The organism is Rhizobium aethiopicum (genome assembly GCF_900094625.1).
Taxonomy (GTDB): domain Bacteria; phylum Pseudomonadota; class Alphaproteobacteria; order Rhizobiales; family Rhizobiaceae; genus Rhizobium; species Rhizobium aethiopicum.
The window spans coordinates 1-12,921 of the sequence record NZ_FMAJ01000007.1; the positions used below are offsets into that span (position 1 = coordinate 1).

The 12,921-nt window shown below is 60.6% G+C and carries 10 protein-coding genes; all 10 read left to right on the forward strand.

Annotated features, from left to right (window positions below; all coding sequences use genetic code 11):
- Positions 1-671 precede the first annotated feature (671 nt).
- The 10 genes from GA0061105_RS16075 to GA0061105_RS16120 all read left to right on the forward strand — a co-directional run bounded on the left by GA0061105_RS16075 (position 672) and on the right by GA0061105_RS16120 (position 12,765).
- Positions 672-1,010, forward strand: coding sequence for a hypothetical protein (locus GA0061105_RS16075; protein ID WP_064694467.1), 339 nt, complete (start codon positions 672-674; stop codon positions 1,008-1,010).
- 136 nt (positions 1,011-1,146) lie between these two features.
- Positions 1,147-1,353: a hypothetical protein gene (locus GA0061105_RS16080; protein ID WP_009987986.1), complete on the forward strand. Its 207-nt coding sequence runs from the start codon at positions 1,147-1,149 to the stop codon at positions 1,351-1,353.
- A gap of 155 nt (positions 1,354-1,508) precedes the next feature.
- Entirely contained in the window at positions 1,509-2,312 is an 804-nt protein-coding gene (locus GA0061105_RS16085; RefSeq protein ID WP_064694466.1) for a pseudouridine synthase, read from the forward strand.
- Positions 2,313-2,326: 14 nt separating this feature from the next.
- Complete coding sequence (locus tag GA0061105_RS16090) at positions 2,327-3,022, forward strand: phosphoribosyltransferase (protein WP_092751830.1); 696 nt, start codon at positions 2,327-2,329, stop codon at positions 3,020-3,022.
- Positions 3,023-3,163: 141 nt separating this feature from the next.
- On the forward strand, positions 3,164-4,906 hold the full coding sequence (locus tag GA0061105_RS16095; RefSeq protein ID WP_064694465.1) for an SLC13 family permease: 1,743 nt from the start codon (positions 3,164-3,166) through the stop codon (positions 4,904-4,906).
- Between the two features lie 85 nt (positions 4,907-4,991).
- Positions 4,992-5,936: a phosphoribosylaminoimidazolesuccinocarboxamide synthase gene (locus tag GA0061105_RS16100; protein ID WP_092751832.1), complete on the forward strand. Its 945-nt coding sequence runs from the start codon at positions 4,992-4,994 to the stop codon at positions 5,934-5,936.
- Positions 5,937-6,045: 109 nt separating this feature from the next.
- Positions 6,046-6,648 (forward strand): TetR family transcriptional regulator, encoded by a 603-nt coding sequence (locus tag GA0061105_RS16105; protein WP_092751468.1) that lies wholly within the window; start codon positions 6,046-6,048, stop codon positions 6,646-6,648.
- Between the two features lie 158 nt (positions 6,649-6,806).
- Entirely contained in the window at positions 6,807-8,018 is a 1,212-nt protein-coding gene (locus GA0061105_RS16110) for an efflux RND transporter periplasmic adaptor subunit (protein WP_064694493.1), read from the forward strand.
- 49 nt (positions 8,019-8,067) lie between these two features.
- Entirely contained in the window at positions 8,068-11,178 is a 3,111-nt protein-coding gene (locus GA0061105_RS16115; RefSeq protein ID WP_092751470.1) for an efflux RND transporter permease subunit, read from the forward strand.
- Between the two features lie 150 nt (positions 11,179-11,328).
- A complete protein-coding gene (locus GA0061105_RS16120) occupies positions 11,329-12,765 on the forward strand; it encodes an efflux transporter outer membrane subunit (protein WP_092751472.1) in 1,437 nt (478 codons plus the stop codon).
- Positions 12,766-12,921: the final 156 nt, after the last annotated feature.

The following is a 12,921-nucleotide window of genomic DNA, read 5'->3' on the forward strand; positions in this document are numbered from 1 at the left end:
CGAGAACTTCACACCTGTCTTCCAGGAAACTAAGCCGAAACTCAATCTCCGAAAACCAGTGTAACTTCTCTTGATAAACGTGACCGCCAAAGTCTCTTTCAAAGGATCCAATCTCTCAGATCCCGCAAGCTCCGCCGCCCACGTTTCTCTTTCTTCCAATCTTCAATTGTCAAATAACCGACGACACATGCCGTCACCAAAACCCGCTCCAAACCTAAGCCCGAAGCAACAAACCAGCAATCCGCCAATCCGCTTGAGTTTCTTAAGAGCGAGAGACTTCGTCGCCAGCAGCGCCGCCGCCCTCGTTCAGTGAGTGGGCTTATAATCCCACCCCCTTTTCCAAGTCAACACACCAAACAAAAGTTTTTTGACATTTTTGTAACGCGTTGATTCAGCTGCTATTTTCTTCGCGTTCCTTATCCACAGGCGGCGTTTTCGTGACAATTTTTCGAAAATTCCTTTATCAGTCGGTCAAAAATTTATCGAAATCCCGCTCGCAACTGGGAAAAGATCACGAGAAAACAGCGCCATGAGCGAATTCATGGTTGACGGATAATTAAAACATCGCTCGTTCGGCGGGTTTTAAATTTCCGTCACAAATCAGCAGCTGCAGTTTCGGAACCTATCACCGTCTGAGGTGTTGTCCCTCCCATTGAAGGAAGGAGACCGACATGGCTGCCAACACCGATGATATCAGAGCATCCGTCAGCAAGGACATCGCTGCACTCCAGCAGGAAGTCTCTCGCCTGCAGAAGATGATTTCCGCCCAGGGCGCCGAGGCCTATTACGAAGTACGCGGCCGCGCCGGCAAGGTTTACGATGAAGCCCTGCCTCGCGCCAAGAATGCGGTGGCTCAAATCCGGGCCGAGGGAGCAGCGGCAGCCGGCGCCGCCCGCGAGCACGCCGCCGCAACGACCACTGCACTGGTGCTTGCCGGGGCCATTGGCTTCCTTTTTGGCTATCTGCTTTCCGGCAGTTCGCAGCCCCAGCCTCGCCATTGGTGGCGCTGAGCGCTCAGTCCCCAAAAGAGCCGGCATTTTACGCACCCGCCGATCCGTTTTTGGCAGGGTGCGTAAATGCTTATGTCTCAGAAAAACCAATTTTTAATGCAAGGGATGGAACATAAAAACGAAAGGGAGGACGACAATGGAAAACAAGAGGGCCAATTGCATCATTGAAGTCAGCGTCGACGGCGTCAACGGCCGTTACGCGGTCGGCATCATGAATATGCGTCAGGCGCTCGAGCTGCCGGAAATGCCTAGCCTGTCCTATACCCATCCCGACCCAGTGAAAGCCGCTGCCGGCATCGTCGTCAGCCGCAAGGAGCTCGCCGGCTTCATGGCCTGCCGCTGAGGCGGCGCGACCTGTTTTTCGCCCAGACGGCGCTTTATTCGAAGCGCTGACGTCCCTTCGCCGCCCCATCATCCCTGCCGTTTTTAAGTTGTCATGCTGGCATCATCGTACCGTTCATGCCAAGAAGCGGCATCGACGCAGGACAGGAATGGCAGATGAGGGACCGGCGCCCATCGCATAAGACGCGCGAGCGGTTAAAATCTGTCGCCGAAGCGGCAGGCAAGCGGGTCACTCTTCCGCGCGCTCTTTCCAAGCTCGGCTATTGCTCCCGCACCCAAGCCGAACGGCTGATTGCCGAAAGCCGCGTCGCCGTCGACGGCCGCACCGTCAGCGATGCTTCCGCATGGGTCGATCTTTCGACGGCGAGGATCAGTGTCGACGGACTGGTCATCGCCGCCGAGACCAAAATCTATCTGATGCTCAACAAGCCGCGCGGGCTCGTCACCACCCGCCATGATCCCGAAGGCAGGCCGACGGTATTTGATTGCCTCAAGGATTTCGACATCCCGCACCTTTCTCCGGTCGGCCGGCTCGACAAGGCCAGCGAAGGCCTGCTGCTTTTCACCAATGACACCGAATTCGCCCAGATCCTGCTCGATCCGATCACCCATGTGACCAAAACCTATCATGTCCAGATCGACCGGCTCATGGACGACGAGGAAATCGCCGTTATGACATCCGGCATCCGACATGACGGCGAGTTGCTGACGGCAATAGCCGCGCGACGCCTGCGCCAGGGCGACAGGAACTCATGGATCGAGGTCGAGCTCGATGAGGGCCGCAATCGCCAGATCCGTCGCATGCTGGAGGCCCTCGGCGCCGAATGCCTGCGCCTCGTGCGGGTCGCCATCGGCGGGCTCCAACTCGGCGAACTCCCAAAAGGCGCCGTCCGTGCGTTGACTGAGGCAGAATTGCAGGCGCTGCGCCGGAGAGCCGGCATGGAAAGGGCGAGACGTTGACCGATATCACGGAGATGGCGCCGCACGACTTCTGGCAGGAGATCCACCCGCCCGGTGCCTTTCCCGACGCTCAGGAGTTCACCTCCTGCTACGTCGCCGCGTTAAATGACGGCCGCCAGCTTCGCCTGCCGATACGCGTATTGGCGGATGGCGAACATGCCCTCGCCTCGCTTATTGTCAACCAGGCGAGTTTCGCCGTACTCGACGCGCTTGCCGAAAGTCTCGCCGAAAAGATCCGGCCCGTGCGCGTCGATGTCGTCGCCGGCCTGCCGACGCTCGGCCTGACCCTTGCCGCCGCCGTTGCGCAGAAGCTCGGCCACCGCCGTTACATCCCGCTCGGCACCTCCCGCAAGTTCTGGTATCGCGAGGACCTCTCCGTTACCCTGTCCTCGATCACCACGCCGACACAGGACAAGCGCCTCTATATCGATCCGCGCATGCTGCCGCTGCTGACCGGGCGGCGTGTCGCCCTGATTGACGACGTCATTTCCAGCGGCGCATCGATCGTCTCGGCTCTTAACCTGCTGACTGCCTGCGGCGTCGAGCCGGCCGTCATCGGCGCGGCCATGCTGCAATCGGAGCGCTGGCGCGAAAGCATCGCAGCCGCCGGACCGCAATGGATCGCGCGCATCGTCGGTGTTTTCGAAACGCCCGTGCTGGAGCGAAATGCAGCGGGCGGCTGGCAGGCTCCCGTCCGACCGAAGACATGAGGATTGTTCAGTCTTTGCCGGCTGACGCCTCTGTACAGCAGATGAGGAACGACTACAGTCCGCCCATGGCCTGTTCCCCGGAAACATACAGCGGTTCCGGTACGGCGACATGCCTACATCGATGAAACACTGGATCCGCCCATGTCATTCGAGCAAGCATCCCTGCTGATCCTTCTGCTGGCGATGCTCGTTCTCTTCTCTCTCGAACGCATACGCATCGAAGTAATTGCGATTGCCGGCCTGCTCGCCGGCTATGCGCTCGGACTTTATCCAGCCGATCAAATCTTTGCGGGCTTCGCCAGTCCCGTCGTCATCACCGTCATCGAAGTCCTGCTGATCGTCCAGGTCCTGGCACGCGCCAGGCTCTTCGACAACCTCGCCGCGCGTGTCGCGGCCGCAAGACCGTCGAACTTCAAGGTCATATCGGCGGCTTCCTCGCTTGCCGGCTTTCTTTCCATCTTCATGAACAATATCGGCGCATTTGCGATCACGCTGCCGGTGGCGCTGCGGCTCGGCGTGGCGCTCTCAATCCCCCGCCGTCAGCTCGTCATGCCCGTCTCGTTTGCCGCCCTGCTCGGCGGCCTCGTCTCGCTGATCGGAACGCCGGCCAACCTGCTTGTCAGCGATGCGCTTGCCAAGGCGTCCGGTGCGGGCTTTCGTTTCTTTGATTTTAGCTATGTCGGGCTGCCGGTCGCAATCCTTGGCATCCTGCTCATCGCCATTCGAGTCCGACACCTGTTTCCGGAACCTGACGCAGTCCCGGCACCGCCAGCCCAGGGCACACGCCGCATCGTCGTCGAACGTCGCGTCCCGGATGCTTCGCCACTGATCGGCACACGCCTATCCGAGTGCCTGACCCGCTTTGGCATTAAGCCGCACGCGCTGATCCGTGGCGGCAATTTCGTCTTTGGCCCGCTCGACCAATCGTTGATCAATGCTGGCGACGTGCTGCTTGCCGAAGGCCCCGATGGCGTCTTTGCCGGCCTCGCCGCCACGCAGGCCCTGATGGCCGATGGCCATCTGGATGGTCTGCCGCCAGATTTTACCCGGGTCGAAACCGTCGTAATGCCCGAAAGCACGCTGGTAGGCTCGCGCGTCCGCTCGCTCGAAGTCTTTCACCACCGCGGCATCGCAGTCAGTGCTCTTTCCATGCGTACCCCGCGCATCGAAGGCCGTTTCCTCGATCTGCAGCTGTCGATCGGCGATATATTGACGCTGGAGGGGCCACGTACGGCGATTGCCGAAGCGCTGGAGGAAAGCGAGTGCCTGCCGCTTGCTCCGACAGGCCCAGCCGAACCGGCCCCCCTCTCCTGGCGGCCCTTCGCGCTGTTTGCCTGCGGCGTCGCTGCGTCGGCGGCTGGCCTCCCGCCGGAGGTCGCCTTTGCCGGTGTCGTGCTCGTCCTCGCCCTGCTCAATCATCTCAACATCCGCCAGGCGCTGGCCGACCTCAACTGGCCTATCATCATCATGCTCGCGGCGATGATTCCGATCGGTCAGGCGGTGGCAGGCACCGGCGCGGCCGAAGCAATCGCTGGCTGGCTGAGCCTCGTCGTACCGATTGGCCATCCGCTTGCCGGCATTGCACTCATCCTCTTCCTCGCGATGACGCTGACGCCGTTCGTCAACAACGCGACGGTCGCCATCGTGCTGGCTCCGATCGCACTCGAATTTGCAAGGATCGGGCGGCACGCACCGGACGCCTATCTGATCGCAGTAGCCGTCGGCGCCTCGCTCGATTTTCTGACGCCCTTCGGCCATCACAACAATACGCTGGCAATGGGCATCGGCGGCTACCGCTTCAGCGACTTCCTGCGCGCCGGCTGGCCGCTTGTCGTCGCAAGTTACGGCCTCGCTCTGTTTCTGCTGGCCCTGTTCTGGTTGTGATGCGATACTTCGGCTCGGCTTGACTTCGCCGGTAATGAAACTAGAGCAGGAAGCCTTCAGCCAATCACAAGGACAGTCGAGCGCCGTGCGAATCCTCTCCGAAGCCCATTTCCCGAAACTGCCGAACTATTATCGCGGCAAGGTGCGCGAAAACTACGACCTTCCGGACGGACGCCGCATCATCATCAGCACTGATCGACTGAGCGCTTTTGACCGCATTCTCACTTGCATTCCGTACAAGGGCCAGGTGCTGACGCAGACGGCGCGCTACTGGTTCGAGGCGACGAAGGACATTTGCCCGAACCACGTGCTCGACTATCCCGATCCGAATGTGGTGATCGGCAAGCGGCTCGACATCCTGCCTGTCGAGATCGTCGTGCGCGGTTATCTCGCCGGCACCACCGGCACCTCGATTCTGACGCTCTATAAGAAGGGTGAGCGCGAGATGTACGGCATGCGTCTGCCGAACGGCATGCGCGACAATCAGATCCTGCCGGAACCCGTGATCACCCCGACCAGCAAGGAATTCGACGGCGGCCATGACGAGCCGCTGACGCCTGCCGAAATCGTCACGCGCGGCCTTCTGACAAGCCAGCAGTGGGAAATCTTGTCGGCATACGCGCTCGCTCTCTTCGCTCGCGGGCAGGAGATGGCGGCCAAACGTGGCCTGATCCTCGTCGACACCAAATATGAATTCGGCACCGACAATGACGGCAACATCATTCTCGCCGACGAGATTCATACGCCCGACAGCAGCCGCTACTGGCTGGCCGAAAGCTATCCGTCAAGCTTTGCCGCCGGAAAGCGGCCGGAAAGTTTCGACAAGGATTTCGTCCGGGCCTGGGTGGCGGAGCGATGCGACCCCTATAAGGACGAAATCCCCGAAATTCCCGTCGAACTGATCGAGCAGACCTCGGCCGTCTACATCAGGGCCTACGAAGCGATCACAGGCGAACGCTTCGTTCCCGACGACAGCGGCGAGACGCCGCTTGCCCGTGTCCGCAGCAACCTCGCTCCTTACTTCCCTTGAAAAGACGACATACGAAAGCCGCCGGGCCCGTTATCGGCTTGGCAGTTTTCGCTCAATAGCGCTAGCATTCGCAAAAAGGGAATACCGGGCGCCGCCCGGCGAGGGATAGATGGCAAGAAGGCCGAGGCGCAAGGCCGAGGAAACGCGGGAGGATATCCTCTCTATGGCGGAGATGCTGTTTCGCCAGCGCGGCTTCGTCGCGGTGTCGATCGCCGACATCGCCGGCGCGCTCAATATGTCTCCCGCCAACGTCTTCAAGCATTTCCGTTCCAAGGTAGCGCTGGTCGATGCAATCGCCGGACGCCATCTCGACAATGCCACCGATCGCTTCGCCGCCTTCGACGAGAAGCTGCCCCCGAAAGAGCAGTTGCTCCGCTTCGTCCTGCGCCTGCTGGAAAGCCATCTGCAGGACATCCAGACAAACCCCTACATTTTCGAAATGGTGCTTTCGACGATCGAGGCAAAGCTCGAGGCCGGCAAGCGCTATCGCGCCCGGATCGAGGAGAAACTTGGCGAGATTATCCGCGAGGGCATGACGGAAGGGCGTTATCATTGTCACAATTCCGAAAGTGCAGCACGCACCGTCGCAGACGTTTTGGCCTGCGTACTGCACCCGATCCTGATTGCACGCGAGGATAAGGAAACGCTGGTGCACCGCGCGGAAGATATCGTCTGCTTCGTCGATGCCGCACTGCAAAAAAGCGCTTGCTAAGTGACGATCGGTAACATACGTCACTTCGTAAAGCTTTTGTTAGACTCGGATTAAGGCATTCGAAGCCGCACCAATCCTGATGCTTGTATAAGCCTGCGCTCAGCTCGGCCGAGCCCGTGGATCGAACGGCGATTGCCACCCGCATGAGGGAATTCAGAATGATTCGGCGTGCCGTCCTCATCTCCTCGGCCCTGTTGGCCGGCGCATTGCTTGGCGCCTGCAGCGACAATGCCAGCAAGCCCGCGGGCAATGCCGGCGCGGGCGCCGCACAGCAGGCGACCCCCGTCGGCGTGGTCGCGCTGACGAAGGCAAGTTTCCCAATCACGACGATCCTTCCCGGCCGCGCCGAAGCCTACCAGACGGCCGATATCAGGCCGCAGGTAAGCGGCATCATCCGCGAGATCGCCTTTAAGGAAGGCGGCGAGATCAAGAAGGGCGATCTTCTCTATCAGATCGAGGATGCGCCCTACATCGCCGCCGTCGAGCAGGCCAAGGCAGCGATCTCCAAGGCCGAGGCGAGCGTGCCAAGCGCTGAAAGCAATCTCGAACGCTATCAGCGACTCGTCGGCAGCGGCGCCACACAGATCGAATACGAGACAGCCAGGACGACGCTTCTCCAGGCGAAGGCCGAGGTCGAGTCGGCAAAGGCAGCCCTTTCCGCCGCACAGATCGACCTCGACCATACGAAGATCGTCGCGCCCTTCGACGGCGTCATCGACCAGACCGCCTACAATACCGGCAACGTCGTCTCGGCCAACCAGACGACGGCGCTGACGACGATCCGCCAGCTCGATCCGATTTATATCTCGCTGACGGAATCGAGCACCAACCTGCTGAGGCTGCGCGATGCGATGGCCGCCGGCGATATCAGGGGCGCAGAGAACGTCGCCTTCCACCTGATCCTCGAAGACGGCAAGGAATATAACCAGCAGGGCAAGCTCGACATGTCGAAGCAGGTGGTCAGCGAGACCACAGGCACGTTCATCATCCGTGTGCTCTTTCCCAATCCCGACCGCATCCTCCTGCCCGGCATGTATGTCCGCGCCACAGTCGAGCTCGGCGCCGAAACCGGTTATGCGCTGCCGCAGCTGGCAACGAGCCGTGACGCCAACGGCCGCCTGACGGCGCAGTTCGTTTCCACCGACGGCAAAGTCGAAACGCGCGCCTTCGAGAACAGCTCGCCCTCCAACAATTCCTGGCTGGTGACCGAAGGCATCAAGGACGGCGATCAGCTGATCGTCACCGGCCTGCAGTCGGTAACCGCAGGCATGCCGGTGAAGCCGGTCCCGATGAAGGTCAACGACAACGGCGTGGTCGTGCCTGCCGAGCAGCGCGCGGCCGGTGACGCTGAGAAGCCCGCAGCGAAATAAATCGCTTCGAGCCCGCATCGTCACTGTCTCAGCCGTACAGGAACAACCGATGGCCAAGTTTTTCATCCGACGTCCGATTTTCGCCTGGGTCATTGCGATCACCATCATGCTCGCCGGCCTGCTGGCGATCTTCACCCTGTCGATTTCGCAATATCCCGACATCGCCCCCACGACGGTGCGCATCAACGCCACCTATCGCGGCGCCAGCGCCGAGACCGTCGAGAAATCGGTGACGACGATCATCGAGGACGGCATGACCGGTCTCGACGACCTCACCTACATGACCTCGACGTCATCGACCGGGTCGGCCAGCATCCAGCTTACTTTCGGAACCAGCATCGATCCTGATATCGCCCAGGTCCAGGTGCAGAACAAGCTGCAGCTGGTTCAGTCGCAGCTTCCAGGCGATGTCATCGACGCCGGCATCAGCGTGACTCGCTCGACCTCGAGCATCCTTCTCGTCGGCTCGCTCGTTTCAACCGACGGCAAGCGCAATTCGGTCGATCTCGGCAACATCATGTCGACCTCCATCGAGGATCAGATCCAGCGCCTGGAAGGCGTCGGCAGCATCAACGTCTTCGGTTCCGGATACGCCATGCGCGTCTGGCTCGATCCTTTCAAGCTCCTGAAATACCAGCTGACGCCGAGCGATGTCACGGCAGCGATCCAGGCGCAGAACACCCAGGTCTCCGTCGGATCGCTCGGCGCCCAGCCGACGATCCCCGGTCAGCAGCTCAACGTCACCATCACCGCGCAAAGCCAGCTGACCACCGTCTCCGATTTCGAGCACATTATCCTGAAGGTCGAAAAGGACGGCGCGACGGTGCGTCTGAGCGACGTCTCGCGCATCGAGATCGGTCAGGAAAGCTACGGCGGCAGTTCGCGCTACAACGGCCAGCCCTCGACCGGATTCGCCGTCAACCTCGCAATCGGCGCCAACGCGATCGATACCGCCGCACGCGTGCGCTCCGCACTCGATGTTATCGGCCGCACTCTGCCGGAAGGCGTGAAGATCACCTATCCCTACGACACGACGCCCTTCGTAGAACTGTCGATCGAAAAGGTCGTGCATACGCTGATCGAGGCGATCGTGCTCGTCTTCGTGGTGCTGCTCGTCTTCCTGCAGAACCTTCGCGCCACGCTGATCCCGACCATTGCCGTTCCCGTGGTGCTGCTCGGCACTTTCGGAGTGCTGGCAGCCACCGACTATTCGATCAATACGCTGACGATGTTCGCCATGGTGCTGGCGATCGGTCTTCTCGTCGACGACGCGATCGTTGTCGTCGAAAACGTCGAGCGCATCATGTCCGAAGAGAAGCTTTCGCCGCTCGAAGCGACGGAAAAATCGATGGGCGAAATCACCGGCGCCATCGTCGGCATTGCGCTCGTGCTGACCGCCGTCTTCATCCCGATGGCCTTTTTCGGTGGTTCGACCGGCATCATCTATCGCCAGTTCTCGATCACCATCGTCTCGGCCATGCTGCTATCGGCGCTCGTCGCCATCGTGCTGACGCCGGCGCTCTGCGCCACGATGCTGAAGCCAGTCAGCGAACACAGAAAACACGGCGTCGGCGACTGGTTCAACCGCAACTTCACGCGTTCCACCAACGGCTATGTCAGGACCATCGGCTATCTCCTGAAGCGGCCGATCCGCGTCATGCTGGTTTTCCTTCTCGTCGGCGCCGGCTGTGCCTACCTCTTCACCCGCCTGCCTAGCTCGTTCCTGCCGCAGGAAGACCAGGGCGTGCTGCTGACCATCGTCACCACGCCGCCGGGCTCGACCACGCAGCAGACCCAAGCGGTCGTCGAGAAGGTCGAAAACTACTATCGTGAGAATGAGAAGGACGCCGTCGAGTCGGTCTTCGGCGCCTTGGGCTTCGGCTTCAGCGGCTCCGGACAGAACAGCGCCATCGTCTTCACCAAACTCAAGGATTTCTCACAGCGAACCGATCCAAATTTGAGCGCCCAGTCGGTTGTCAACCGGGCGCTTCGCAGCTTCTTTGCGATGCGCGAGGCGCAGGTCTTCGCGCTCTTGCCGCCGGCAATCCAGGGCCTCGGCGTATCCAGCGGCTTTTCCATGAATCTCGTCGATACCGGCGGGCACGGCAACGACGCTCTGACAGCCGCCTCCAAACGGCTGATCCAGATGGGCAATAGCTCGGGTAAGGTCGTGGCGCTGCGCAGCAGCAACAAGGAAGTCGAGCCGCAGATGCGCATCGTGCTCGACCAGGAAAAGATCGGCGCGATGGGCGTAGATATCGCCTCGGTGAACTCGATGCTGTCGATCATCTTCACCGGTCGCGACGTCAACGACTTCACCCTGAACGGCGAAATCAAACCCGTCTATGTGCAGGGCGACGCGCCGTTCCGCATGCAGCCGGACGATCTCGATCATTGGTATGCCCGCAACAATGACGGAGAAATGGTGCCCTTCTCCGCCTTTACCCGCACTGAGTGGGTCAAGGGCGCGCCTTCGCTTGCCCGCTTCAACGCCGTCAGCGCCATTCCGCTCGATGGTGCCGCCGCACCCGGCGTGTCCTCCGGCGATGCCATGAACGAAATGGAAGCGCTGACCGAGCAACTCGGCGGCGGTTACACGGTCGCCTGGCAGGGCATCTCCTACCAGGAGCGCCTTTCCGGCTCGCAAGCGCCGATGCTTTACGCGATCTCGGTTCTCGTCGTCTTCCTTTGCCTGGCGGCGCTTTACGAAAGCTGGTCCATTCCCTTCTCGGTGATCATGGCAGTGCCTGTCGGTGTTCTCGGTGCTCTGGCGGCGGCAACGCTCTTCGGCCAGGCGAACGATGTCTATTTCAAGGTCGGCTTGCTCACCACGATCGGCTTGGCGGCGAAGAACGCGATCCTGATCGTCGAATTCGCCAAGGATCGCATGGAAACTGGCATGGGGCTTTTCGAAGCGACGCTGGAGGCAGCGCGGCTACGCCTGCGGCCGATCATCATGACATCGCTTGCCTTTATCCTCGGCGTCGTGCCTCTGGCGATCGCGACAGGCGCTGGCTCGGCGGCGCAGAACGCCATCGGCATCGGCGTTCTTGGGGGCATGCTGGCGGCGACGATGCTTGGGATCTTCTTCGTGCCGTCCTTTTTCGTGGTTATACGACGCATCTTTGCCACACGCGGCAAAAATGCGGCATCAGTGTGATATAAATGCACTGTGATAATGCTGTTCCGATTGCTACATTGCGCCCGACTGCTTCGGTGTGTGTGTTTGTGGTAGGACGAGGCGCGGCGGCGATAGTGAAGCATGAAGCTTCGGACAAGAATTGACTTGCTCGAGTACAGGAAGAAATGAATGGTATCTCTTCGTTTTGCCACACCGGCATTATTGTTATTATTGTCGGGCTGCGTCGTAGGCCCGGATCATGCTCCTCCTGAAATGCCGCTGCCCGCCAAATTCGGAGAGGGCGGAACCAAGAGTGTTGGTGACGTTGCTACCGCAGCCTGGTGGACCGCTTTCAACGACCCCAAACTGAATGGTTATGTCCAGGCCGGCCTCGACCAGAACCTCACGGTTCAGCAGGCGATCGAACGCATCAATGCGGCTTCCGCAAACGTCACCGCCGCCGGCGCGGGCGGCCTGCCGAACCTCAACGTCGGCGCGTCGCACACGATCAGCGGCCAGAGGGGCGAACTGCGCACACAGTTCGACACGCGCAACACCAGTGCCGGCGACGTCCAGCTGAGCTGGCTGCTTGATCTCTTCGGCCTTTACAAGCGCAGCACCGAAAGCGCGCTCGCTTCGCTCGATTCCGCATACGCATCCGCCGATGTCGCCAAGCTGACCCTCGTGCAGGATCTCGTCTCGAGCTATATTGACGTTCGCTATTATCAGCAGCGCCTGGCGCTTTCGAGGGCCAACCTGAAATCTCGTCAGGAAACCTACGAGCTGACCAAGTTCCAGCTTGAAGCCGGCGCCGCCTCGCGCCTCGACGTGGTTCAGGCCGAAGGCCTCGTGCAGTCGACGCTCGCCGAAATTCCCGGCCTCGAAACCAATATCCGCATATCGGCCCATCACATCGCCACGCTGCTCGGCCTGCCGGCCTCCGCCCTCGTCGACGAACTGCTGAAGGGCCGCGGTCAGCCGGTATTCCGTGGCGGCATCAACTCTGGCATCCCAGCGGACCTGATCCGCAACCGGCCCGACATTCGCGTTGCCGAGCGTGATCTCGCCGCCGCAACGGCCAATATCGGTGTTGCCGAAGCGCAGCTTTATCCGAGCATCTCGCTCAGCGGCTCAATCTCGCCGTCCTACATCAACCAGCGCGGCATCCATGGCGGCTTGACCGGCTGGTCCTTCGGTCCGTCTCTCAACCTGCCGATCTTGGACGGTGGCCGTCTGCGCGCCAACGTCAAGTCGGCGGAGTCCAATGCTGCCACCGCCTATCTTAACTGGAAATCGACGGTGCTGAGCGCGGTCGAGCAGGTCGAGAACGCACTCGCCGCTGTCCGGCGTGACGCCCGCACGGTCGCAGCCCTTCAGGCCCAAGTGAAGACCACGCAGGAAACGCTCGAACTGTCGACCGCGTCCTATAAGGACGGCGCCTCTTCGCTGCTCGACGTCCTGGACGCACAACGCCAGGTTTCACTTGCCCAGGCAAGCCTTGCCCAGGCCGTCCAGCAGATGGCAAAGGACTATGTCTCGCTGAACATCGCGGTCGGCGGCGGCTACGCGCCCGGCGGCAAGACCACTGCCCCGGTGAAGACTGTGGCAGTGAAGGCCAAGAGCTGATCGGCATTTCCTTTCTGAAAATACGAAACCCCGCGATTGCCTCGCGGGGTTTTTTCATGCCTGACGAATTCGCGGATAATCGCATCTGAGACGAATTTGGATTCGACAAGCCAAAAGAGCTGCTATAGGTTTGATTAAACGATTAATCAGAGTTCC

Coding starts and splice junctions, on each gene's coding strand:
- GA0061105_RS16120 (WP_092751472.1), top strand. CDS start 11,329: ATGGTATCTCTTCGTTTTGCCACACCGGCATTATTGTTATTATTGTCG.
- GA0061105_RS16105 (WP_092751468.1), top strand. CDS start 6,046: ATGGCAAGAAGGCCGAGGCGCAAGGCCGAGGAAACGCGGGAGGATATC.
- GA0061105_RS16110 (WP_064694493.1), top strand. CDS start 6,807: ATGATTCGGCGTGCCGTCCTCATCTCCTCGGCCCTGTTGGCCGGCGCA.
- GA0061105_RS16080 (WP_009987986.1), top strand. CDS start 1,147: ATGGAAAACAAGAGGGCCAATTGCATCATTGAAGTCAGCGTCGACGGC.
- GA0061105_RS16075 (WP_064694467.1), top strand. CDS start 672: ATGGCTGCCAACACCGATGATATCAGAGCATCCGTCAGCAAGGACATC.
- GA0061105_RS16085 (WP_064694466.1), top strand. CDS start 1,509: ATGAGGGACCGGCGCCCATCGCATAAGACGCGCGAGCGGTTAAAATCT.
- GA0061105_RS16090 (WP_092751830.1), top strand. CDS start 2,327: ATGGCGCCGCACGACTTCTGGCAGGAGATCCACCCGCCCGGTGCCTTT.
- GA0061105_RS16115 (WP_092751470.1), top strand. CDS start 8,068: ATGGCCAAGTTTTTCATCCGACGTCCGATTTTCGCCTGGGTCATTGCG.
- GA0061105_RS16095 (WP_064694465.1), top strand. CDS start 3,164: ATGTCATTCGAGCAAGCATCCCTGCTGATCCTTCTGCTGGCGATGCTC.